Below are 24373 nucleotides of genomic sequence, written 5' to 3'. Positions count from 1 at the left end.
AGAGCCATATGGCTCAAACTGTTTATCTAGTGAAGGCTTCTTTACGACTGGTTTAAAGGACAGTCTCTCTGGCCAGGGCCTGCTCTGTGTCGACGTCCTGTAATGTCGGTAATGGAGGGCAATAGCAATCTTTACCCTTCAAAAGGGCAAGGTAGGGCACAACCACGGTGCTCGTCCTGAGCGGAAAAATGAATGATAGTTAGATCAGGGCAGGTCTATGCTGGCGATAATCCGCGTATCGATCTCCGCAAAACGTTATTACTGTGTAATGTTACTCGTTTTATTTAGGTGTTTTAAAGGCCAAAGATAACTTGGGGGTACTTCCCGGAAGTAGCCGCATGGGAAATAAATCTTTTTATTGTTGTTTTTTAGGTATTTTATCCCTAAATTTTTAATTTAAGTATTTTTTGTTTTATGACGACTGCGTCACTGGGAATATAAATTTTTTAGTCTGGATGGAGAAAAAATTTAATATTGGCTCAATGGTACCAATTATATCAGGGGTCGTGGAGGATTAGATGAGACGCTCGAGATCTTTCAATTACAGTATTGAGCTTAAATGTGCATATTTCTTTCACAATTGAAAAGGCCCGCTAAAAAGCGGGCCTTTTCAATAAGTGGGTTTTAGCCACCATAATAAGTTGCTGCACCGGGACCAACGGGGAGGCCCAAGGCAAATACCCAGATATAGAACAATGCAGTCCAGCCAACAAAGAAGAAGATGGAGTAGGGGATCATTGTGGCGATCAGTGTTCCCATACCCAGATCTTTTTTATAGCGGGCGGCGAAGGTGATGATCAGACCGAAGTAGCTCATCATCGGGGTAATGACATTGGTAACCGAGTCGCCAATTCGATAAGCAGCCTGTATCACCTCAGGCGCATAGCCCAGCAGCATCAACATCGGCACAAAGATTGGAGCGGTAACGGCCCACTGTGCTGAGGCACTACCCAGCATCAGATTCACAAATCCGCACATCATGATAAAGAACAGGAATAGCAGCGGGCCTGTCAGGCCGATGCTCTGCAGGGCATCGGCGCCCAGTACGGCGAAGATAGTCCCCAGGTTGGTCACCTTGAAGAAGGCGACGAACTGCGCGGCGAAAAATACCAGCACGATATACATGCCCATGCTGTTCATACTTTTGGCCATGGCATCAATGACATCACGGTCATTCTTCATGGTGCCCACCACCTTGCCATAGACAAAGCCGGGGATAGCGAAGAACACCAGGATAAGGGACACAATACCTTTCAGGAACGGCGAGCCGGCTACCAGGCCAGTTTCCGGGTTACGCAACACACCCCACTCGGGCACAATCGTCAGGGCAAATACCGCGGAGACAGCCAGAACCGCAAGGCCAGCGTACTTAAGGCCGCGTTTTTCATCGTCGGTAAGCGTACCAAGTTTGTCCTGACTCAGGTCAACGGAGGCCTCATTGGGATCGTACTTACCCAGCTTGGGTTCAACGATGGCCATTGTGACCCAGCTGCCAACAATGGTGATCAGGAAGGTACTGACGATCATAAAGAACCAGTTCACTTCCGGGCCAACGCTATAAGTTGGGTCAATCATATGGGCTGCAGATTCGGTGATTCCCGATAGGAGTGGGTCCACCGTGCCCAGTAGCAGGTTAGCACTGTAGCCTCCAGATACGCCGGCAAAGGCTGCCGCTAAACCGGCGAGTGGGTGGCGGCCAAGAGAGTGGAAGATCATGGCGGCGAGAGGAATAAGTACCACATAGCCGAGTTCAGAGGCTGTGTTGGAGATGATGCCGGCGAATACCACGATCACGGTGACTGTGCGCTTGGAGGCTTGCAGCACCAAGCCGCGAACGGCGGCACTCAACAACCCGGAGTGCTCGGCGATACCTACTCCAAGAAGGGCTACGAGAACGGTACCCAGTGGCGCGAAGCCAGTAAAGTTATTCACTAGACCGGTGACGATCATCCGGAGGCCGTCGCCACTTAATAGGTTGAAGACCTCAATTACCCCATCGGGATCGCGTCCCGCAGCACCCACCGGGCGTGGGTCTGCCACAGAAAGGCCAAAATAGGAGGCTATACCGCTTAGAATCACCACACCCACAGCAAAGAGCGCAAAGAGCGTAATGGGATGGGGGAGCAGGTTGCCGAGCCATTCCACCACATCCAGGAAGCGGGTAAAGGCCGTTTTGCGTCCGGGCGGGCTATCCTGCTGGTCGCTGGGGGAGGTCGTTGTGGTCATTGTGTGTCCTCAATTTAGTTGGCGAGTAGCCCTAATTGCCTCTGGGATACCCGTTAGCCCAATAATTGGCTGAAAAATGTGCTAAGTGCGCGATCATACACAAAAGTCCTTTAGGTAAGAATGCCCGCACCGGAATGTTCTTGGTTAGCGGGTCGGCAAAGTCGGAAAGTAAAAAGCCCTACGTGGAAGAGGGCTATATTGGCAGGCGGCGGGAAATGAAAAGCGCCTATGCGTATCGAATAGAAGCTTGAGAGCTGGTATTTAACGTTTTAGATGACTTGTTCAAGTGACAGACTAGCCGCCTTTGCATTCCCGAATATGCCATAATCCGAAAACTCAGCAGTCAACCCAGCGGTGAAATAATGAAGATTGGAGTTTTAAAAACCGACGATGTGCGCAAGGAGCTGGTGGGCGAATACGGTGAATATCCGGAGATGTTCGCAGATCTATTGCGCAGCCAGGACCCCACACTGGAGTTCTCCACCTATGAAGTGCAGCACGGCCAGTACCCGGCCCAGGTCGATGAGGTGGATGCCTACCTGATTACCGGCAGTAAAACCGGTGTCTATGATGACAAGGAATGGATTCCTCCACTGATGGACTTTGTGCGCAAGCTGCATGACCAAAAAAAACCAACTATTGGAATCTGCTTTGGTCATCAACTGATTGCTCAGGCACTGGGTGGAAGGGCTCGCAAATCTGATAAAGGTTGGGGTTTGGGAGTGCATTCCTATGAAATGCAGGAAACCCCCTCCTGGATGTCGGAGCCTACGAATAGCTTCAACCTGTTGGTTACTCACCAGGACCAAGTAGATACCCTTCCTCCCGGCGGTCGAGTGCTGGCTTCCAGCGAGTTCTGCCCAATGGCTATGCTCCAGGTTGATGACCACATGCTCACCTTCCAGGCCCACCCGGAGTTTACCAAACCTTATTCCAATAGCCTGATGGAGTTACGTCGAGAAGCTTTTGGTACAGATGTGGTGGAAAAGGGCCAGGCCTCCCTGCAAAACGATATTCACGAGAATATGGTTGCAAAATGGATGCTGGAGTTTTTACGCAAGTAGCTTTATTCAAGGGGTAGATAATACTGCCCCTTGAGTTCGCCATCTAGTTTTAAATATTCTTCCTTCTTCCTTTTTATTCTTAAATTGACAAGATGAATTGATGATCATCTTTCTGATGACTTAATAAAATCTTCTTGTTTATTGGTTTGGATCTGAAGCTGACTATTACTGCTTCCCTTTCTACTTTCTTTTTCTCTCGTGATGATTTTGAAGTCCTGTTTGTGTGTTTATTCGCGTCGCTTTTAATGCTTTTAAATCATTTTATTAATTTATTTTTATTGGGGAGGTTATAGGGGTCGATTTTGTGGCGTTAATAATATTTTTCATTTTAAATAAATTTTTATGCCTGTTGTGTTGACTGTTTGAAGGGGAATAATATGGCTGTTTTGGTTGGTTGAATCACTATTTTATTCGAGTTGATAATGAGGTCGCTGGGGGACGATCATCGGTTTAAGTAAAGCTTGTAAATAATAAATTATAAATTTATTGATAATCAAAAGGATGGCTTTATGAAGAACTTCAAGCGGGTGCTGCTGGCTGCATCTATTAGCTTGCCGGTTATTGGGGGGCAAGCGTTGGCAGCAGGCAACGTGAATGGGTCTATTGATGGGACGGTTATCGGTAGCAATGGTAACGATCTGAGTGGCGCTACAATTATTATAGAAAATGATAAAAATGGCTTTAGAAGGACTATGTCCACGGGTGAGGATAGTGACTTCCGGGTGAATTTGCCCACAGGCATCTACAAGGTGACAGTTCAGAAAGATGGCTACCAGCCCGCGGTGGTTGAAGCCGTTGCCGTTTCAATAGGTAGCTCCACCAAGTTGGATATACCGTTGATATTGGGAGATCTGGAGGAGGTGGTTGTAGTGGGGGAGGCGGTTCCCCAGATCCGCACTGGCACGGCAGAATCTGCACTGAATATTGGCTTGTCAGATATAGAGATGTTACCGGTTGCTCGTAATATTGAATCGGTTGCTTTATTGGCTCCTGGTACTGTTTTAGGTGATTCCGGGTTTGGTGAGGATAAGGATCTGATATCGTTCGGGGGGGCATCCGTAGGAGAAAACGCTTATTACATTGATGGTCTCAATGTCACTAATTTCCGTAACGGGTTGGGTGGATCATCGGTACCTTTTGAATTTTATGATCAGTTCCAAATAAAAACCGGGGGGTATAGTGCTGAATTTGGTCGTTCTTTGGGGGGAGTGTTCAATGCCGTTACCAAGAAAGGCAGCAACGAATTTGAATATGGTGTGGTTGCCTATTATGAGCCAGCAGCCTTGCGTTCAGAAGCACCCGACTCTCTCTCTGCAGATGGGACTCTCTATGACTTAAATTCGGAAAATGAGCAGTCCAAGTACACAACAGATTATTATGTTAGTGGCCCTATCATTCCGGATAAATTATTTTTCTATGCCCTTTACGAACAGCAGGAAACGGTTGAAGAATTCACCACAAGAGGAAGTCCAAGCAGATACAACGATAGAAGTATTGATGATGATTTCTGGGGAGTCAATTTAACCTGGAATGTAACTGATAATCATATCCTCTCTTATATGCAGTTTTCAGACAAACGCACCAGGGAAAATGATCAATTCAATTACGACTATTTTAATAGAGATAAAAAAGAGTATACGGGCACTAAGTGGGATAAGCGTGGCGGAGATAACTGGCTGGTTCGCTATGATGGTCAGATAACAGATAATTTCAGTGTTTCTATGCTCCATGGCCAGAATGAATACTCACTTACTACAATTAGTACAACTGATATGGAGTGCCCTTATGTAAGGGACTTTAGTACCGGTGCTTTACCTGGAAATACGGATGACAGACCTGGCTGTCAAGCCAGTTCTAGGGTTCAAACTGGGGGTGATGAAAGGGTAGCTGATCGTATCGATTTTGAGTGGGTGATTAATGATCATACAATACGCTTCGGCTACGATCAGGAAACTAACTCCTCTTCGTCTAAAGAAACTTATTCTGGAACAGGTTTTAGGGAAGATGGGGGAGTGTTTTACACTTATGATTCATATAAACCTGGTAAAGAGCTTCCCAATGGCACGGTGGTTGACAATGTAAATGGAGATGGCTCTCTTGTTCATATAGTCTCTTATCGGGTTGGCGATGTAGAAGGGGACTTTGAGGTTGAGTCAAAAGCTTTTTATATCGAAGATACCTGGGATATTACGGATACACTTACTTTAAGTGCAGGAATTCGTAATGAAACTTTCTCCAATTTTAATGGAGAGGGCGATACTTTTATTGAAATTGATGATCAGTGGGCGCCACGGTTAAGCTTCTCTTGGGATCCAGGTGGTGATGGCGAGTCCAGAGTATATGGCAATTGGGGTCGTTACTTTATGCCTATCGCTTCCAATACCAATGTGCGCTTATCTGGCGGTGAATTGGGATTTGAAAGGTATTTCATTTTTGATGGCGAATACGATCCGAAGACATACGCACCTACAAATGTAGGTGCCGATGGTGTTCCTACATCTGAAGAAGTTGGATCCGCAAGGGTAACTTCAGATGGTAATGTGCCGGATAGTGCTCAGCTCTCGGATAAAGACCTCAAGCCTATGTATCAGGATGAGTTTATTCTTGGTTATGAGAGGCTTTTTGCTGATGACTGGACATTGGGAATTAAAGCTACCTATCGTGATTTAAAATCACATATTGATGATGTGAGTATTGACCATGCGGTAGATGCTTTGGGATATGAGCACACTGGTGATGGTCATGGTTATGTGCTTGCAAACCCGGGAAGTGATATCACCATACCTTACGATCGTTATGGAACGGGCGAGTTGGAAATGACAACATTTTCGGCTGAACTGCTTAACTATCCAGAGGCCAAAAGGACTTATAAGGAGTTAGAATTTTCCGCGAAGCGCGCCTTTGATGGTATTTGGGGTTTAAGTACGAGTTACACCTGGTCTCAGAGTAAGGGGAATAGTGAGGGGTACGTTAAGTCGGACAACGCCCAGGATGATGCTGGGATTACCCAAGATTTTGATTTCCCCGAGTTGATGGATGGAGCCAACGGATATTTGCCAAATGATCGTACTCATAAAATAAAAATTTATGGGAACTATCAGGTGATGGAGAATCTTTTGTTGGGGGCTAATTTCCTTTTGCAATCAGGACGTCCAATTAACTCCTTTGGTGCTGGCCATCCCAATGGAACCCCGGCTTATGGAGATACTTATTATGTGACTGACTCAAATGGAAATCTTATTAAGACAAGTCGAGGCAGTAGGGGGCGAACTAGTTGGGTCAATCAGATAGATTTATCCCTTGTCTATAGTACTCGCATTGGTTTGGCTGATGTGGAGCTTAGAGCTGAGGTCTTTAACCTGCTTGATGCGGATGCTGAAACAGAGGTTTATGAGTTTGCTGAGTCAAGTCCCGGTGTGTTAGATCCAAGCTGGGGGGTAAATCAAGAATATCAAGTCCCTCGGTATTTTCGCTTTGGGGCAAGTGCTAGGTTCTAGCTAAAACTTGTTGTAAGTTGATATTTTTTGCTGGAGGTCTTCTATAAAAAGAAGGCCTCCTTTATCGAGAGTGTTCATGTTTACTCTCAAGGCCTAGTTTATGCTGGATAAAAAATCATCATCCACCATTTGAATCCTTACTCCGATAGGTTCGTCAATCTGAAATATCCTTCTAGCCGTATTGTCAAGCTCAATGGCCATGCTTTGTATCACCTCATGAGTGCGATGAGGTGTTCTATTACAGAGAATTTCGATATAACAACCGGCCGGCTCAACCTGCTTGGATTCGATCACGACAACTGGAATTTTTTCTCCCTCTGTTTCCAAGCGCTTGGTCACTATCTCATTAAAGATATTGGCTGTAGAGTCAGGAATTATCTTCGAGACTTCTACAAATATTTTACAGCTGGACATATGCGGGATTCCTAGTATCTCTATTGAAGAGGCTCTCGCTTCTTCGTGCAGCTAATATACAGTTAGTGTAGCTGTTAAAAAATAAGCTGCTAATTTTACAAATCTTTTAGGGGTCGCTAGCAATATCAGGATAATTAATGGGGCGCTGTGCCTATTGCTGTATATTTAATTTTCTGTTGTTTTAGGTCTTTGCCATTGTCTGCTTAATTAAAGAGAGGGATGTAGAATTTTACTGTATGCGATGTAAGTGCAATCTAACCCTGATTCAATAAACTTCGATATATTTACAGAGTCTAGATAAGTTTTAACTGGATAGGGTAAGGTGGCTCTCTGCCTAAGCTATATCATTCGGATTTGTTATATCAAAACTGGAGGCTGAGGTAGTCATAAAACATTGGGTTTCCCGAACTAATAGGCTACTAGCCAATCTCTGGGCCCTGTTTTCATGGCAGCTATTCATACAAGCAATGGCCCACCTGAGCGATAGCAACATTGTGATAAATCAAGTACTGAATACGGTCTCTTAATTTATCAGCTAAAGCGGAGGCTGTGATCCCACCAAGACGCTGCCCCACTACCGGTATTTCTTGTAAATCCTCCCATGCTATCAGGTTGACTATATCGTCAAAGAAAGTACTGATACCCACCTTAGTGGAAAGGAGGTGTTGGCACTCACCTAGGCCTGTTTGGGTTAGGCTAAAGACCCAGCGCGAGCCTTTGATTGACTTTAGATCAGTACCAACCACTATGAAACAGACCGTGTATCAGTACTAGGCTTTTTGTAATTGGCTGTAATTTTATCGTCTATCTACTCGGTATAGAGCGTAGAAGTCCTCAGATGGCCCCAGAGGTATTGCTTGATATCCTAATTTCACATTTCAAATATCTAAAGAGGGGTGAGTTATCAGCCCTTGCCTTTTTAGGTATTTCCAGGCCTGCTTGAGCTGTTATCACAGGTTTGATCGGGATGTGAAACTTCTCCAGTAAGTAAAATTTCTTCGAATTTGACTATCAGATAATAGAGAATTAGATTTGGCGCCGCGGCTCACAGATCACACTGGTTTCGCATAAATACAATGAATATCTTTCTCGCCTTAACTGGTACAAACAGGGTGAATCGTATTGCCAACACCGTTTATTCAAACTTCCCGCGCGATCAACTCCGACTCAATCTACTTTCTAGCGCTGATAAGCACATTAGGGGTATTTCTATTGCTGGGCTGGGGGATATGGTTTTTTTTTAAAGAAATCACAGTTTATAGCGTTAGTGACCAGGCGAGACTTGAACAAGAGCAGAATACTGTACATGTCAGCACCCAGAGTACAGGAAGAGTAGTTGCTATTACTGCCTCGCTAGGAGATACCTTGAGAGAAGGAGACTTGCTAATAGAGCTGGATACCAGGGCATTTGATTTGGATCTAGATGGTGATCTTCGAGTATCTCAGAGCCTCTCGGATCAATTACTGGGAATAGAGCGAGAGGAGCGTTTACGGGATAAAAAATTTACTGAAGACGACAAGGCTTTAAGTGATCAGCTGAAACTACTCCAAGAACAGCATAAACTTCAGATAAACAACCAGCAGATTCAGGCAGATGTGGCGGAGCGCTATGAACGCTTGCTGAAGAAACAGCAAAGCTCTGAACTTGATTACCTTGCAGCTAAACGTACCTATCAGCAAATGGCCATGGCCACCCTCGCATCGAAAGCGGCAATAAGAGCAACCCATGATCGCCGGGAGCAATTGGCTAGCGAGTACCAGTTATCCATGAGTGAATTGGAACAGCGTCGAGCAGATCTACAAAGACAGCTGGCGGAGGTGGATACTCGCATTCAGCAGAGCACCTTGGCGGTAGATGAACAGCGTCTGCGTGCGCCTATCTCCGGTAAGCTTGCTTCACTGGCGGATATTCAGGAAGGGGAGGTATTAGTCGCAGGGCAACAGATTGCCACACTACAGGCTGAGGGTAATATCACCGTACAGGCGTTTTTCTCCCCTGCCCTTGCTTTGGGACATATTCGTTCAGGGCAGAGTGCGCGAGTAAAATTAGATGGGTTTTCCTGGGCGCGTTATGGTCAGTTACAGGCCCGTGTAGAGCGGGTCGCTAGTGCTGTGCAAAAAGGAAAGATTCTCGTTGAGTTATCTCTCCGAGGAGAGATTCCCCCACTGTTGCCGCTATTGCATGACCTACCAGCAAGGGTAGAGATTGCCACTGGAGTAAAGACACCATATCAGTTGCTATTGCAAAGTGCTGGCGACTTCTTATCAGGCCAAGCAGAAAGTAGCGTAAATTCGTTGGAGACCCTGTAGTGAAGGGACAAGTTCGCTGGTTGGTTCCCGAAGTTGTGCAAACTTCCAATATGGATTGTGGCCCTGCATCCCTTAAGAGCTTGCTTGAAGGCTTTGGTGTAAATGTACACTACGGCCACCTGCGTGATGCCTGTCAAACTGATGTAGACGGCACTTCTATTAATACCCTAGAGAAAATTGCGGTTGAGCTGGGGTTGGATGCGGCACAGATGGTCGTGCCCAAAGATCACTTGCTGTTAGGTTCAGCTGGCTACTTGCCGGGGCTGGTGGTGGTGCGCTTGCCCAATGGTAATACTCACTTTGTTGTTGCTTGGCGTAATCACCGGGGAATTATACAGGTTATGGACCCAGCCTCGGGAAGACGTTGGCCCAGTGCGCGACACTTTCTCGATGAGTTACATATCCACACTATGCGTGTTTCGCCGCAAGGGTGGAGAAGTTGGGCTGGAGGAAAAGATTTTATCGATCCCCTGCAAGAGCGTATGGAGCAGCTGAGAATTTCTAAATCCATCAGCGAAGTAATGTGTGAGCAAGCCTTGAAGAAAGGGGATTGGCTCTCACTGGCTTTTCTCGATGCCAGTGTAAGAATGTTGGCAGCGCTCGTTGGCTCTGGTGCGGTGCGACGAGGGGCAGAAACAAGTGCATTGTTGCAAAGGCTGATAAGTGACTTTTCAGAAGACACGATTGACGCTTATCAACTAGTGCCACAGAGCTATTGGTGTGTACGCCCTTCCAGTTCTCCCGGCACTGAAGAAGTTGACACAGTTGAGCTTGAACCAGAGCTGTTGGAGTTTAGCGGCGCCGTAATAGTCAGCGTAAAGGGAGTACGAGAGAGGAAAGAAATCAAACCTAAATCGGAGGCTCTAAGCAAAGCTTTACAAGTACAGTCAATAAGTCCACTCCGACAGTTATGGGAGTTTTTGCGAGAGGATGGTTTGCTTGCCCCGAGTATCGTGATGCTAGCGATGTTTGCTGCGGTGCTTGGTGTGATGGTTGAGGCACTGCTATTTCGAGGTTTGATCGATATCCACTCAGAACTAGCTACGGAGGTGCAGCGAATCGGCGCTGTCATTTTATTACTGGGATTTATGTTAACACTCATACTTGTGCAGTGGCCGATGACCAAGCTGCAGCTAATTATTGGTAAGCACTTGGAAAATCGTTTTCGCATGCGCTTTCTTTCCGCCTTGCCGAAAATACCAGACCATTTCTTTCAAAGCCGCCCAACCTCAGATACCGCAGAGAGAGCTCATCGTATAGCAGCTCTGAGAGAGTTGCCTTTACTGGGGGGAGGGATACTGTTCAAAGGGTTGTCACTGCTCGCAACAGCTACTGGTATCGTTTGGATAGCGCCCACAACCGCGCCTCTGGTGTTATTAATAACGGGGTTACAGGTAGTTATCCCTCTGTTATTTCAGCCAGTACTTAGTGATCATAATATGCGTGTCCAGACCCATACTGGCGCTCTGGCTAGATTTTATATGGATGCCCTGCTGGGAATAATACCAATTCGTACACACGGTGCTGGAGAGTCTGTTCGCCGTGAACATGAAAGTTTGCTCACCGAGTGGATTAAAGCAGGCTATTCCTCTTTGCGTTTCCAGCTTAATAGCCAAGCGGTGCAGCTGATTGTGAATGGGGTTCTCACTTGTGTACTGGTGATTTACTGTGTTCAGATCCTGGGGGCAACTCCCTACTTACTTCTGCTTATTTATTGGGTATTGGCACTACCGCCACTGGGGGAAGATATCGCACAGTTAATGCGGAGCTACCCTCGTCATAGGAATACTTTGTTGAGAGCTTTAGAGCCGCTGCAAGCGGTTACGGTTGGTGCTAGTGAAGAGCCTTTTAATGATAAAAGGGTTCAACCTTTAAAGGCGCCTGTATCATTTCGTTTTGATAATGTCAGTGTTAAAGCCAGTGGTAGAAGTATTCTTAAGAATATTAATCTGAATGTTGCCTCCGGGGAGCATGTCGCCATTGTTGGTTCATCTGGTGCTGGAAAGTCAAGCTTGGCCGGTTTATTGTTGGGTTGGCATAACCCTGAGAGTGGAATCCTATTGCTAAATGGCGAGAAATTACAGGGTGAATTACTGTGTCGTTTTCGTCTAAGTTGTGCTTGGGTCGACCCTGCAATACAACTTTGGAAGAGCAGTTTGCTGGATAACCTAAACTACGGTAATAACTCCTCTTCCTCCTTGTTCCCAACACTGCAACAGGCTGATCTATTAAACCTAGTTGCCTCTTTGCCTGAAGGTTTACAGAGCAGCTTGGGGGAAAGTGGTGCGCTTGTCAGCGGAGGGGAGGGGCAGCGCGTGCGATTAGGTCGTGCCCTAGGCCGAGAGTCTCCAGCTTGTGTCATTTTAGATGAGCCGTTTCGCGGGCTAGACCGCGGGCAACGCCAGCGCTTACTTGCTCGTGTGAGGCGAGTATGGAAAGACACCACCCTAATTTGCATCACTCATGATATTTCAGAAACCAAAGATTTTCCTCGCGTATTGGTGGTAGAAGATGGGCAAATTATTGAGGATGACACACCCACAAATCTGGAAGCGCAAACTGAATCTCGTTATGCCCAACTTCTCACAGCGGAAAAGAGACTCTGGCAAGAGTGTTGGCAAAGTACCGACTGGCGTCATCTGCGTATGGAACAAGGGCGAATTACTGAGCTTCAATCTGCAATAAAAAAACGGGCTCAAGATAGAGATACTGTGCAGTCTCAAGAGGTGCATAGTGAAACCTGAAGCTTCCATAAGCAAGCTGCGCCATCACTGTTGGCCTGCAGTCCAGCTAGATGGTGCAGTGAAAGCCCTGGCTCTTCATAGCGGGCTTGAGCCTGCAGTTCCTGACTTCGAAAACAAAGCGCAAGTATATTTGGATACAGATGCTCGCTTACAGTTACAGGCAGAAGCTTTCGATTTAAACATTGAGCGAGTTAACTGCAAATATGGGGAGTTGGAGCAGATGTTGGTCCGGGCCGCACCAGCCTTACTGCGTTTGCGCTTTGCAGAGGAGGAATATTTCATCGCTTTGTGTGGTGGTAATCGTCGTTTTTTACATTTTCTTACGCCATCACAACAAGTCGTAAAGCTGCGCCCAGGTCAAGTGTTGAGAGCACTAACAAGCGCACAAGAAACACCTCAGCGTCAACGTATTGCACGCCTACTGGACAGTGCAGAAATAGTTGGGCGGCGGCGTAAAAAAGCCACCGAGGCATTATTACGAGAAAATCTAGTAGGGCTAGAAATCGATGACTGCTGGTTGTTGCGGCAGCCTTCCCACCGCTCTTTTTGGCAGCAGCTGCGCCATCATCGCCAGCATTTGCGCTTTCTAAGTATGATCACCTGCCACACAATACAAGTACTCTTGTTTATAGCCAGCTGGTGGTTGATAGGTCGTGCTGTTCTTGATGGCCATGTAGATAGTGGCTGGCTGGTAGCCTGGGTATTATTACTGATAACACAGATCCCCCTTTCACTCTTAACTGCTCGGTTACAAGGTTCCATATCGCTAGAAACCGGTGCCCTGTTGAAGCAGCGCTTACTCGCCAGCGCTTTGCGAATAGATCCAGGCAAGGTGCGCCATATGGGGTCGGGACAGATACTTGGGCGTGTTTATGATGCAGAAAATATTGAAGCCAGTGCGCTACAGGCGAGCTTTATGCTACTACTCGGTGGTGTAGAGCTGGTATTGGCTTTCATGGTGCTACAGCTAAGTCTTGGAACTCCAATATCGTTGGGGATTTTGACCATATTTTTACTTATAGCCATCGCTCTAGGGCGTGCCCAGTATTTGGCTCGTCAATACTGGACTGGTCAACGTTTGAGTATGACCCACCGTCTAATTGAGAAAATGCTTGGCCATCGGACCCGATTGGCACAGCAGAAACCTTCGGATTGGCACCGGGGGGAAGATCAGGAACTGGAAGAGTATTTGCGAAGTTCTACGGCAATGGATGGCAACATGACTCGCCTAGTCGCATTTTTGCCACGTTTCTGGTTGCTATTGGGTATAACTGGCTTGGTGCCTGTTTTTGTCAATAGCAATACTGAGAGTGGGCAAATTGCTGCGGCTTTGGGGGGGGTACTGCTTGGATATCGCGCAGTACTGAAAGGCATGACAGGGTATTCCAGTGGACTCAGCGCCCTGGTGACTTGGGAAAAAGTACGTGAACTTTTTTCCTTGGAAGCTGCTTTAAAGCGGGGCGCTACCTCTATCTCAGTGGCCGATAAAGTTCATTCAGACATACCAGGGGCCAAGCAGCCATTGTGCTATATCCGTGACTTAAGTTTTAATTACCCTAATCAAGACAAGGCGGTCTTAAAAAACTGTAAGCTGAGTATTTATCCCGGTGATCGAGTAATTTTACAGGGGGCTTCTGGTTCAGGTAAATCTACTTTTTCAAATGTGATTGCCGGCATCCAAAAGCAAAGAGAGGGTATATTACTTATCAATGGGTACGATAGAACCAGTATTGGTGCTGGGCATTGGCGCAGGCTGGTTGCATCAGTACCACAATTTCATGAAAATCATGTACTTGGCGATTCTTTCTTATTTAATTTATTAATGGGAGATGAATGGCCACCAAAGGCGGAAAGTGTTCGTAGAGCCTATAAAGTTTGTGATGAATTAGGTTTGAGCCCATTAATTAAAAAAATGCCTGCAGGGATGTTACAGACGGTGGGGGAAATGGGGTGGAGATTATCTCACGGTGAGATGAGTCGCTTGTTTATTGCGCGGGCACTTTTGCAGAATTCTGAGTTGTTGGTATTGGATGAGAGTTTTGCAGCTTTGGATCCAGGTAATTTAAGACGATCGTTTCATTGTGTGCAAAACTATTCGAATAGCTTAATTGTGATCGCTCACCCATAATTTTTGGTTGTTTGTGGTGTGGCAGGTTAAATTCGAGTTAAGCTATACCCTGTCCTTGATCATGGTTGGTTTTGGACTGTTGTTTTAATTTAAATAAGGAGATGCGAAATGCATACTGAAACTGATATTTGTGCTGGTCCAGAAGGTGGTATTGATCCCCCCAAACAAGCATCTTTAGCTGCTTAATTTTATTGAATGGGTCAGGGTGGAAACTTCTGCCCCATTCTTATAGTCTAAATAACGTGTTTTATTCTTTTAGTTGAAGAACCTTGAGTGTTTCAATATGCTTCCTTTGTTGCATTATAGCTAGCTTGTGACTTATTGTGCTGGGAGGTGATCGTTGTGCCCAATGCTGTAACTGGCGATTCAATTCTTTGTGACTGAGAGCGTTGTTTTTACCTTCGGCTTGACATTGGAGAATCGCTGATTAATAGGCTTCAATTATCACTTTACGCCTTATATAGCTAAAAATGACTATTTTTTATTCGGATTCCAATTTTTCATACGAATTGGTCACCATTTCCATCGCCTGAATTCCATATTTCGTAGGTTTCAGGCGCACTAACCCTAGGTAAGCAGATATTTTTTTCAATTAACAAATTGGTAAAGCCGGCCAGCAAGCATAAGCGCTGAGTGTTTTTCTTTAAACCTCGATAACGCACTTTTCTATACTCAAGGATGTTTTTTATATATAGGAATGGGTGCTCTACTTTTGCCCGAATCAGCGCCTTTAGCTTTTCGACCCTTCGTAACGCTTTCTGTCCCGGACGGTATTTTGAGCGACTTCGCTTCTATTCACTATGCTGCAGCTTACCCGTCGCAGAAATATCATGTTGGTTAACGGCTGTTGTATCGAAGTTATGGATGAGCCTGAGGACGTCATTTGTACCGATATGCATCTTCATTCCAAAATGCCATTGATTACCTTTTTTGTTTTGATGCATTTCCGGATCGCACTCCTTCTTTTGTTCTTAGTCTAGGTTGGAGCGGAGATGATAGTGGCATCAACAATACTACCTTCACGTAACATCATGCCATTGCTAGCAAGATATTTATTGATCTCCTCAAAAAGAGCTGTACCCAGCTGATTCAACTCCAGTAAATGGCGAAAGTTAAGAATTGTTGTCTCGTCGGGAATTATGCCGCTCAAAGTCAACCCGGCAAAATTACGCATAGATTAAATCTCATATAGCGCATCTTCTATAGTGGGATCACTGAGATTATAAAACAACTGCATGCAATGGATGCGCAGCATGACACTCAATGGATATGGCTGCCGGTCACGCTTACCTCCTGGATAACAAGGCTCTGTTTGGGCTTCCAGTCGCTCCCATGGGATGAGAGCATGAATCTGAAAAAGAAACTTCTCACGGCGAGTTTTACGGCGCTTTAGATTATATTCTGTTTCGGCAAAGGTGACTTGGTACATGATTTATCGCTATCTTGACGGATAGCCGAACACTAGAGGCTTTTTCATAACTTGAAATTGTCTATTCTCACGCAATTATATAGAAAAAAGTCCAGCAATAGTGAGCCGATTCAAGTCAGAGTTAACCGATGGTCAATGGAAATTGATCGAACTTTGTCTTCCTGAGTTAAAACGAGGAAAGGGAGGCCCAAAACCGATTGATAATCGAGCGTGTTTTGAAGGCATCCTGTGGATTTTGCGTTCTGGAGCGCGATGGAAAGATCCTCCTTCACACTATCCATAACCGAGTACATGCTGGAGAAGACTTCAATTTTGGAAGAGCAAGGAGCTTGGTTACAGGCATGGAGAAGATTCCTGGAGCTGTTGGATCAACAGTCTTTGCTTAACTGGGAGGAGGTTTTTTCTGATGGCCGCTTTGTACCAGCAAAAAAGGGGGCTTCGAAGCCGGGAAAATCAAGCGGGGCAAGGGTTCAAAGTGGATGGTGGTGGTCGATGGCGAAGGTATTCCACTGGGAGGCACCATTACTTAATGTTACGTACAAAAATACAAAGATTCATCACTTAGTTTATGATAAAGCGGCGGACTCTGATCCTCTTCGAAATAGCCTGTTGAGTCGTGGAATCGACCTTATCTGTCCATACAGGAGAAGCAGGAAAAAAGCCACAAGGCCGGATAGTAGAAAACTCAGAAGGTATACTTGCCGTTGGAAAGTTGAGCGAACTTTTGCGTGGCTGGGACATTACCGCCGCCTGGTTGTTATGGGAATCTAGGGTCCACTTATCGTGTTTTTTCTATATTGCATGCATGTTAATTACGTTAAAGAAGTTATGAAATAGCTTCTACCAAATTGGCTCGGAATTATTCAGAGGTTCCCTAGAGGCTGTTTCATAACTTGAAATCGGTTATTCTCACGCTATTACATAGAAAAAAGTCCAGCAATAGTGAGCCGATTCAAGTCAGAGTTAACCAATGATCAATGGAAATTGATCGAACCTTGTCTTCCTGAGTTAAAACGAGGAAAGGGAGGCCCAAAACCCATTGATAATCGAGCTTGTTTTGAGGGCATCCTATGGGTTTTACGTTCTGGAGCGCGATGGAAAGATCTTCCTTCACACTATCCATCACCGAGTACATGCTGGAGAAGGTTTCAATTTTGGGAAGAGCAAGGAGCTTGGTTACAGGCATGGAGAAGATTTCTGGGGCTGTTGGATCAGCAGTCTTTGCTTAACTGGGAGGAGGTCTTTCTGATGGCAGCTTTGCACCAGCAAAAAAAGGGGCTTCGAAATCGGGAAAACCAAGCGGAGCAAGGGTTCAAAGTGGATGGTGGTGGTCGATGGCGAAGGTATTCCACTGGGAGGCATCATTACTTCGGCCTCACCAGCAGAAGTGAAGTTATTACACCCATTACTTGATGTTACGTATAAAAATACAAAGATTCTTCGTTTAGTTTATGATAAAGCGGCGGACTCGGATCCTCTTAGAGATAGCCTGTTGAGTCGTGGAATCGACTTTATCTGTCCACACAGGAGAAATAGGAAAAAAGTCGCAAGGCAGGATGGCAGAAAGCTCAGAAGGTACCCTCGCCGTTGGAAAGTTGAAAGGACTTTTGCGTGGTTGGGAAATTACCGCCGTTTAGTTGTTAGATGGGGGTGATATTTGTCCACTTATCGTGCTTTTTTCTATATTGCATGTATGTTAATTACGCTAAAGAAGTTATGAAACAGCTTCTAACACGAATTAATTCTAGATGCAGAAATATATATTTAAGCTGGTTCCGAGAAGCTGTTGCATTTCTAGGTGAAGAAAATATGTATTATTTATTGGTTATAGTGAGAGGAGGGTCTGGAATTCCTGGGAGATCATCATTCGGAAACCTCTTTGTTAATCAGTTATATTGATTAAAGTTAGTTCATATTTGTAGCTTACTAACTTGAGGGTACAATCAGTTAAGCCTTACTCCTTTTGAATAAAAAAGCCCGCATTACGCGGGCTTTTTTATTCTTAGGTCTTCAGCTTCTTATAATGCATCCGGTGCGGTGCGGCATCCTCGCCTTTGCGCTGCACAAAGTCTTCGTGATACTCGGTGTAGTTACCTTCGAAGAAGATCGCTTCACTTTCACCCTCATAGGCGAGGATATGGGTGGCAACGCGGTCCAGGAACCAGCGATCGTGCGAGATTACCAGGGCGCAGCCGGGGAAGTTGAGCAGGGCTTCTTCCAGGGCGCGCAGGGTTTCGATATCCAGATCGTTGGAGGGTTCGTCCAACAGCAACACGTTGGCGCCCTGCTTGAGGGTGTAGGCCAGGTGCAGGCGTCCGCGTTCACCGCCGGAGAGTTCGCCTACGCGCTTCTGCTGGTCACTGCCCTTGAAGTTAAAGCGGCCAACATAGTTGCGCGAGCCCACTTCGTAGTTGTTGATCTTGAGCATATCGTGGCCGTCTGAGATGGCTTCCCATACGGTCTTGCTGTCATCCAGATTTTCACGGCCCTGCTCAACGTAGGCGACCTTAACGGTTTCCCCAATCTTGATCTCGCCGGAGTCCGGCTGCTCGGTGCCGCTGATCATACGGAACAGGGTGGACTTACCGGCACCGTTACCGCCGACGATACCCACAATTGCGCCCTTGGGCACGCGGAAAGACAGGTTGTCGATCAGCAGGCGCTCGCCGAAGCCTTTGCTCACACCTTTAAACTCAATCACGTTGTCGCCGAGACGCTCGCCGGGCGGAATGTAGATTTCGTTGGTCTCGTTGCGGGCCTGGAAGTCCTGGGACTGCATTTCTTCCAGGCGGGACAAACGGGCCTTGTTCTTGGACTGGCGGCCCTTAGGATTCTGACGGGCCCACTCGAGTTCCTTTTGCATGGCTTTGGCGCGGGCCTGTTCGCCGCGCTGCTCTTGCTCCAGGCGCTTTTCTTTCTGTTCCAGCCAAGTGGTGTAGTTGCCTTCCCAGGGGATGCCGTGGCCGCGGTCCAGTTCCAAAATCCAGCCGGCAACATTGTCTAGGAAGTAGCGATCGTGGGTGATGGCTACCACAGTGCCGGTGAAATCGTGCAGGAAGCGCTCCAGCCAGAATACGGATTCCGCATCCAGGTGGTTGGTGGGTTCGTCGAGAAGCAGCATATCCGGGCGGGACAGCAGCAGGCGGCACAGGGCCACACGGCGTTTTTCACCGCCGGACAGGTTGTTGACGTCCGCATCCCAGGGCGGCAGGCGCAGGGCGTCTGCGGCAACTTCCAGACGGTGCTCCAGGTTGTGGGCGTCCCAGGCCTGGATAATGTCTTCGAACTGTTGCTGTTTCTTAGCCAAGGCATCGAAGTCCGCGTCGGGCTCGGCATAATCGGCGTAGACCTGTTCCAGGCCGGTGAGGGCGTCAATGGCTTCGCGTACACCATCCTCTACGTTGCCGCGCACGGTCTTGCTGGCATCGAGTTGCGGTTCCTGGGGCAGGTAGCCGACCTTGATGCCGGGCATTGCGCGGGCTTCGCCGTTAAAGTCCTGATCGACCCCAGCCATAATGCGCAGCAGGGTGGATTTACCTGCGCCGTTGAGACCGAGTACGCCGATTTTGGCGCCGGGGAAGAAGGAAAGGGAAATGTCCTTCAGAATTTCGCGTTTGGGGGGCACTACTTTGCCCACCCGGTTCATAGTGTATACGTATTCAGCCATTTGGGGTTCCGTAACTGGGTGTTGCAATCGCTCAGATTTTGCGCGCAACTTATCAGTTTGCGTAAAAAGTGCAACCGCGCCGCAGAGCATGTCGCCGCTGTACTCGCGTGTGGCTGACGTTGAATCTGATCTGTGCTTAACTGCGACGCTAATTAGTACAAGAGCAATAAGACAGATAGCAATGGATCAGGACTCCCCGGTGTTGTTCTCCCGGCGCGGCGCATTGGCGATCGCGACCCTCAACCTGCCGAAGGCACTTAATGCGCTCAACCTGCAGATGATTGATCTGCTTTCAGCGCAACTAGGTCAATGGGCGCATGACGATGACGTGGCCGCTGTGTGGATAGAAGGCAGTGGAGATAAAGCCCTCTGTGCTGGGGGCGATGTGGTGGCGCTGTATGAGCAATCGGCCGCCTACGGTGAGACGCCGGAATATAGTTACACGACTGAATTCTTCTCTCGTGAATATCGTCTCGATTACCAAATACACACTTATCCGAAGCCAATTGTGGTCTGGAGTGGCGGTATTGTGATGGGCGGTGGTATCGGCATTATGGCAGGCGCCAGCCACCGTATTGTGACTGAAACCACACGTATGGCGATGCCGGAAATCACTATCGGCTTATTTCCCGATGTGGGTGGAAGCTGGTTCCTGAACCGTATGCCGGGTCGCCTGGGGCTTTTCCTAGGGCTGACAGGGGCCCAGTTTAATGGGGCCGATGCCCTGTTTGCCGGTATGGCCGACCGTATTATTGCCCAGGATCAGCGCGAGCCCGTGTTGGCGGCGCTGGCGGCGCTGGATTATTCGGCCAGTTGTGCGTTTAACCACCGCCTTGTAAGCGATTGCCTTAAAAGTTGCGAACTCTCCCCATTGCAGCGGCCGGAATCACAGCTGCGTGAACACTACGATCAGATCCAGCAGCTTACCGACTTTGCCAGCCTGCCTGAGGTTTGCGCGGCAATCAGCGCCTACCAAGGAGTGGATAAATGGCTGCAGCGCGCCGCCACTACTCTGGCCGGTGGTTCGCCATTGACCCCCTGGGTGGTGTGGGAGCAGTTGCGACGTACGCGCCACTTGTCTCTGGCCGATGTGTTTAGGATGGAGCTGATTCTCGCGGTAAACCTCTGTGCCAGTGGTCATTTCAAGGAGGGGGTGCGGGCTCTATTGATTGACAAGGATTGCACACCAAAGTGGCGGCCCCTTAGCCTGGAGGAAATTAGTCCACAACAGCTGGAGAGCTGTTTTACTGCTCCCTGGAGCAGTGCGCATCCCCTTGTGGATTTATAACGCGACCCGGGCCGCTTTACGCACGGGATACCAACAACAAAATATGGAGTGGCTTTTATGGAAAAAATAGCCTTTTTTGGTCTGGGGAATATGGGCGGCCCTATGGCGGCCAATCTGGTGAAAGCCGGTTTTAGTGTGGCGGCTTTCGATCTCAATCCCACGGCTCTGGCGCAGGCGCAAGAAGATGGCTGTAGGTCCTGCGACTCCCCAATGCAGGCGGCTGAGGGGGCTTCCATTGTAGTCTCGATGTTGCCCAGTGGTGCGGCGGTGAAAGGGCTTTATCTGGGAGAAGAGGGGCTGCTGAACCGCCTGGCTGAGAATACTCTGATTATCGATTGCTCAACCATCTCTGCAGAAGATGCCCGCCTGGTGAATGAGGCCGCATCTGAGCGGGGCCTACTCGCCATTGACGCGCCAGTTTCAGGGGGTACCGCGGCAGCTCAGGCTGGCAGCTTGTGTTTTATGTGTGGAGGTGAAGAAGCGGCAGTAGATGCTGCGCGGGCGCCGTTACAGGCGATGGGCGCCAAGATTTTTCACGCCGGCTCGGCTGGGGCAGGGCAGGTGGCAAAAATTTGTAACAACCTGCTTCTGGCTATCCATATGACCGGTACCGCCGAAGCCCTGCAGTTGGGGGTCGACAAAGGCTTGGATCCCAAGGTTCTAAGCGAGATCATGATGCAGAGCTCTGGCAACAATTGGTCTCTGGCCAATTACAATCCCTACCCAGGTGCTATGGAGAATGTACCTGCGGCAAATGGTTACTCTGGTGGTTTCACCGTGGCGCTAATGCTGAAAGACCTGGGGCTCGCCATGGATGCTGCAGCTACCAGTGCCTCTTCCACGCCTATGGGGGCTCTGGCAAAAAACCTTTATCAGCTACATGGAGCCAGTGATGAAAATCAGAAGTTGGATTTCTCCAGTATCCAGAATATGTTCCGCCGCCCGGCAGGTGGTCTGACCTGGTAGATATCTAGCTTCCGCGCGCTCCCTCCTCAGTTGATTGTTTCTGGCCAGTACCGGAGAGGGAGCTTTGCTTCAGTGTCGCCTAACGTTAAAAATTTGGACCAGTTCGCAAAATTGGCAATAGGTACCAATTACTAGCCCCCTAGCCGTTCCTTCATTACACCCCTATCGCTATCTTCGCTGCCCCGCTCGGAAGGCCATCTGATGATTGGCCAGACAAGCGTTATGGGCAATACGCTGCTTTTAATTCCGCGAAATTCTACAGCTTGATTTGGATCAAGCTCACGATTGCGGCCAGCGGTTAACCTGCCTGCGACTTGTGATTGTGCCTGGAGGGGGCCTTCCAAAGTCGGGAAAAATGCTAAATCGCTATATGGAGAAGTTAATGAATCGTATAACTGCTTGTGCGACAGCCGCCCTGACCGCCGTACTTTCTGCACCGGTACTGGCCTACGAAGAGGGCAGCTTTATTTTGCGCGGTGGTATGGCCACAGTAGCGCCCGACACCAGTTCCAGCGCACTGTCTGCGAATGGGAGCAAGATTGGTAATACTGGGGTTGATGTGGACAACGGCTCTGCCCTGGGCTTGACCGGTGTGTATATGTTCCGCGATCACTGGGGCGTGGAGCTGGTTGCAGCAACGCCTTTTAGTCACGATATCGAAGTTGTTGGTGAAGGCCTTGGCAACTTTGATCTGGGTGAAACCAAGCATTTGCCACCCACTCTGTTAGTGCAGTGGTACCCAATGGATACTCAATCCACAATCCAGCCCTACGTAGGACTGGGGGTGAACTACACCGCTTTCTTTGATGAGGAAGTTAGCAGCACCGGTAATGCCACCCTTAAAGGCATTGGCGCAACTGGAGATTCAAAACTCTCCTTGGATAACTCTTTCGGTCTGGCGGCTGAAGCGGGTATCGACTTCGCCTTCGGCGCAGATCAGCGCTGGTTGTTTAATATGTCCGTGTTCTGGATGGATATTGATACCGACGCCACCGTAAAGGTACCTGGTGTGGGCAATGTCACCGCTAAAGTAGATATCGACCCGCTGGTTTATATGGCGGGTCTAGGCTACCGCTTCTAAGGTGGCAGCACTCTAGTTTTGGAGTGTGGCAGTCGTTGCGGTTTTCCAAGTGGGAGCTCGGCGACTGCCTTTTAGTTTGTGCGGGAGGCTGTCGCAAACAATTGATTGAGGTTGTAGAAATATGATGCAAGAGACTAAAAGCACTATAGGTGGCCTATCAGAACAACTGTTATCCCGATACAGTGGCCCCTGCCCGCGCTACACCTCTTATCCAACAGCCGATAGATTTAAACCTCTGGATGGCAGCATCAAACCTTGGGATGCGCTAAAAAATATTCGCAGCTTATCCCTGTATGTGCATATCCCTTTTTGCCGTTCTCTCTGTTATTTCTGTGCTTGCAACAAGGTAATTACTTCCCAATACGGTCTCGCCTCCAGCTACCTGGATAATCTTTTGCAGGAAGCTCGCTGGTATCGGGACAAGGTGGCCCAGGTACCGGTCACCCAGTTGCACTTGGGAGGTGGTACACCCACATTCCTCAGCGATGGAGATATGCGCCGTTTGATGGAAGGGCTGGGTGAGATTTTTGATTTACGCCCAGGCGATGGAGTGGAGTACAGCATTGAAGCCGATCCACGCACCTTGGAGCTGGAGACCTTGGATACCCTAAGAGAGCTCGGATTTAATCGCTTGAGCCTGGGCGTGCAGGATTTTGATATCGAGGTGCAGAGATCCATCAACCGAATTTGCAGTGCCGACCAGGTGACTGAATTAACGGTTGCGGCGCGTGAGCGGGGATTCGAATCTATCTCCTATGATCTGATTTATGGTTTGCCCAAACAAAACCTCAGCAGTTTGCACAGCACCCTGGATAAGGTGCTAGATTTACAGCCGGATCGTATTGCCCTCTATCACTATGCGCATTTACCCCATCGTTTTAAAGCTCAGCGTCTTATCGATACGGAACTCATTCCCTCCGCCTCAGAAAAAGTAGCAATGCAGCTGGCTGCGGTAGAGCACTTGGGCCAGGCCGGTTATGAATTCCTGGGTATGGACCATTTTGCCCGGCCGGGAGATGAGCTGGCCAAGGCCGCTCATGCGGGGATGTTACAGAGGAATTTCCAAGGCTACACATTAATGCCCGCCGATGCGTTAGTTGGACTGGGGGCTTCCGCAATCAGCTACAGCCGTAATGGTTTCTGGCAGAACCTGCACCGTCTGAAAGAATATACCCAGGCCGTCGCTGAGCGGGGTAATGCTTCGTGTCGCGGCTGGTTAATGAGCGATGAAGATAAGTTGCGTCAGTGGGTTATTACTGAACTGATGTGCCGGTTAAGCCTGGATAAAACTGAGGCTGAGCGTCGCACTGGCGTACCTTTTAATCAATACTTTTTCCAGGAACTCAAAAGGCTGGAACCCATGTTTGAGGATGGTCTTATTTATCAGGATGAAAAAAAGATCATCGTCACGGAGCAGGGGCGCTGGTTTGTACGCAATGTTGCCTCGGCTTTTGATATTTACTTACACAGTCAGCAAACTGATGCACAATATTCTCGTGTTCTTTAATGTTCTACAGGAGACGATTGTCTTCACAGCGGGTACAATAGCCGCAAATTAG

Annotated in this window: 15 protein-coding genes and 2 pseudogenes; 13 read left to right on the top strand and 4 right to left on the bottom strand. The window is 48.0% G+C overall.

Translation table 11 applies throughout. The annotated features are described in order from the left end of the window. Positions 1-624: 624 nt before the first annotated feature. Complete coding sequence (locus ACJJI0_RS12415; protein WP_444882814.1) at positions 625-2226, bottom strand: AbgT family transporter; 1602 nt, start codon at positions 2224-2226, stop codon at positions 625-627. A 362-nt stretch (positions 2227-2588) separates the two neighbouring features. Between ACJJI0_RS12415 and ACJJI0_RS12410 the strand changes: the two genes are divergently transcribed. Next, positions 2589-3290, top strand: a complete 702-nt coding sequence (locus ACJJI0_RS12410; protein ID WP_252083372.1) for a glutamine amidotransferase-related protein — start codon at positions 2589-2591, stop codon at positions 3288-3290. 509 nt (positions 3291-3799) lie between these two features. Further along, entirely contained in the window at positions 3800-6787 is a 2988-nt protein-coding gene (locus ACJJI0_RS12405) for a TonB-dependent receptor (protein ID WP_444882813.1), read from the top strand. Between the two features lie 93 nt (positions 6788-6880). On the opposite strand, the gene ACJJI0_RS12400 is transcribed toward ACJJI0_RS12405, so the two are convergent. Further along, positions 6881-7201, bottom strand: coding sequence for a hypothetical protein (locus ACJJI0_RS12400; protein ID WP_444882812.1), 321 nt, complete (start codon positions 7199-7201; stop codon positions 6881-6883). Between the two features lie 1122 nt (positions 7202-8323). Here ACJJI0_RS12400 and ACJJI0_RS12395 point away from each other — a divergent pair. The 3 genes from ACJJI0_RS12395 to ACJJI0_RS12385 are packed head-to-tail and all read left to right on the top strand — an operon-like array spanning position 8324 to position 14383. Further along, positions 8324-9511: an HlyD family secretion protein gene (locus ACJJI0_RS12395; protein WP_444882811.1), complete on the top strand. Its 1188-nt coding sequence runs from the start codon at positions 8324-8326 to the stop codon at positions 9509-9511. Further along, complete coding sequence (locus ACJJI0_RS12390; protein WP_444882810.1) at positions 9511-12255, top strand: ATP-binding cassette domain-containing protein; 2745 nt, start codon at positions 9511-9513, stop codon at positions 12253-12255. The genes ACJJI0_RS12395 and ACJJI0_RS12390 overlap by 1 nt, the downstream gene beginning before the upstream one ends. Beyond that, positions 12245-14383, top strand: a complete 2139-nt coding sequence (locus ACJJI0_RS12385; protein ID WP_444882809.1) for an ATP-binding cassette domain-containing protein — start codon at positions 12245-12247, stop codon at positions 14381-14383. Before ACJJI0_RS12390 ends, ACJJI0_RS12385 begins: the two co-directional genes overlap by 11 nt. Positions 14384-14883: 500 nt before the next feature. Here the strand turns inward: ACJJI0_RS12385 and ACJJI0_RS12380 are convergent. Beyond that, positions 14884-15812, bottom strand: a pseudogene (locus tag ACJJI0_RS12380) (IS5 family transposase). 100 nt (positions 15813-15912) lie between these two features. On the opposite strand from ACJJI0_RS12380, the gene ACJJI0_RS12375 reads away from it, so the two are divergent. From ACJJI0_RS12375 to ACJJI0_RS12360, 4 genes and pseudogenes are all read left to right on the top strand, one after another. Then, positions 15913-16095, top strand: coding sequence for a transposase (locus ACJJI0_RS12375; protein ID WP_444882808.1), 183 nt, complete (start codon positions 15913-15915; stop codon positions 16093-16095). Beyond that, a complete protein-coding gene (locus ACJJI0_RS12370) occupies positions 16065-16583 on the top strand; it encodes a transposase (RefSeq protein ID WP_444882807.1) in 519 nt (172 codons plus the stop codon). The genes ACJJI0_RS12375 and ACJJI0_RS12370 overlap by 31 nt, the downstream gene beginning before the upstream one ends. 171 nt (positions 16584-16754) lie before the next feature. Beyond that, positions 16755-16934, top strand: a pseudogene (locus ACJJI0_RS12365) (transposase); the annotation flags it as partial. Positions 16935-17097: 163 nt separating this feature from the next. Then, positions 17098-17466, top strand: a complete 369-nt coding sequence (locus ACJJI0_RS12360) for a transposase (protein WP_444885933.1) — start codon at positions 17098-17100, stop codon at positions 17464-17466. A gap of 348 nt (positions 17467-17814) precedes the next feature. On the opposite strand, the gene ettA is transcribed toward ACJJI0_RS12360, so the two are convergent. Beyond that, positions 17815-19479 (bottom strand): energy-dependent translational throttle protein EttA, encoded by a 1665-nt coding sequence (gene ettA, locus ACJJI0_RS12355; RefSeq protein ID WP_444882806.1) that lies wholly within the window; start codon positions 19477-19479, stop codon positions 17815-17817. Between the two features lie 181 nt (positions 19480-19660). On the opposite strand from ettA, the gene ACJJI0_RS12350 reads away from it, so the two are divergent. The 4 genes from ACJJI0_RS12350 (at position 19661) to hemN (ending at position 24321) form a co-directional block, all read left to right on the top strand. Further along, positions 19661-20767, top strand: coding sequence for an enoyl-CoA hydratase/isomerase family protein (locus ACJJI0_RS12350; protein WP_444882805.1), 1107 nt, complete (start codon positions 19661-19663; stop codon positions 20765-20767). A gap of 57 nt (positions 20768-20824) precedes the next feature. Beyond that, positions 20825-21733, top strand: coding sequence for a 3-hydroxyisobutyrate dehydrogenase (mmsB, locus tag ACJJI0_RS12345; RefSeq protein WP_444882804.1), 909 nt, complete (start codon positions 20825-20827; stop codon positions 21731-21733). Positions 21734-22115: 382 nt separating this feature from the next. Beyond that, a complete protein-coding gene (locus ACJJI0_RS12340) occupies positions 22116-22814 on the top strand; it encodes an OmpW/AlkL family protein (RefSeq protein WP_444882803.1) in 699 nt (232 codons plus the stop codon). 124 nt (positions 22815-22938) lie between these two features. Further along, the gene (gene hemN, locus ACJJI0_RS12335; RefSeq protein WP_444882802.1) at positions 22939-24321 is read left to right on the top strand and encodes an oxygen-independent coproporphyrinogen III oxidase; all 1383 of its coding nucleotides are present in this window, start codon (positions 22939-22941) and stop codon (positions 24319-24321) included. Positions 24322-24373 lie beyond the last annotated feature (52 nt).

Source organism: Microbulbifer mixtoriginis (SeqCode), assembly GCF_052466695.1.
The sequence above is the reverse complement of the archived record's forward strand: the minus strand, read 5'-3'. Positions and strand labels throughout refer to the sequence as shown.

Excerpts from the sequence above, each read along its gene's own strand:
- mmsB (WP_444882804.1), top strand. The coding sequence starts at position 20,825 with ATGGAAAAAATAGCCTTTTTTGGTCTGGGGAATATGGGCGGCCCTATG.
- ACJJI0_RS12400 (WP_444882812.1), bottom strand. The coding sequence starts at position 7,201 with ATGTCCAGCTGTAAAATATTTGTAGAAGTCTCGAAGATAATTCCTGAC.
- hemN (WP_444882802.1), top strand. The coding sequence starts at position 22,939 with ATGCAAGAGACTAAAAGCACTATAGGTGGCCTATCAGAACAACTGTTA.
- ACJJI0_RS12405 (WP_444882813.1), top strand. The coding sequence starts at position 3,800 with ATGAAGAACTTCAAGCGGGTGCTGCTGGCTGCATCTATTAGCTTGCCG.
- ettA (WP_444882806.1), bottom strand. The coding sequence starts at position 19,479 with ATGGCTGAATACGTATACACTATGAACCGGGTGGGCAAAGTAGTGCCC.
- ACJJI0_RS12415 (WP_444882814.1), bottom strand. The coding sequence starts at position 2,226 with ATGACCACAACGACCTCCCCCAGCGACCAGCAGGATAGCCCGCCCGGA.
- ACJJI0_RS12410 (WP_252083372.1), top strand. The coding sequence starts at position 2,589 with ATGAAGATTGGAGTTTTAAAAACCGACGATGTGCGCAAGGAGCTGGTG.
- ACJJI0_RS12370 (WP_444882807.1), top strand. The coding sequence starts at position 16,065 with ATGGAAAGATCCTCCTTCACACTATCCATAACCGAGTACATGCTGGAG.
- ACJJI0_RS12350 (WP_444882805.1), top strand. The coding sequence starts at position 19,661 with ATGGATCAGGACTCCCCGGTGTTGTTCTCCCGGCGCGGCGCATTGGCG.
- ACJJI0_RS12340 (WP_444882803.1), top strand. The coding sequence starts at position 22,116 with ATGAATCGTATAACTGCTTGTGCGACAGCCGCCCTGACCGCCGTACTT.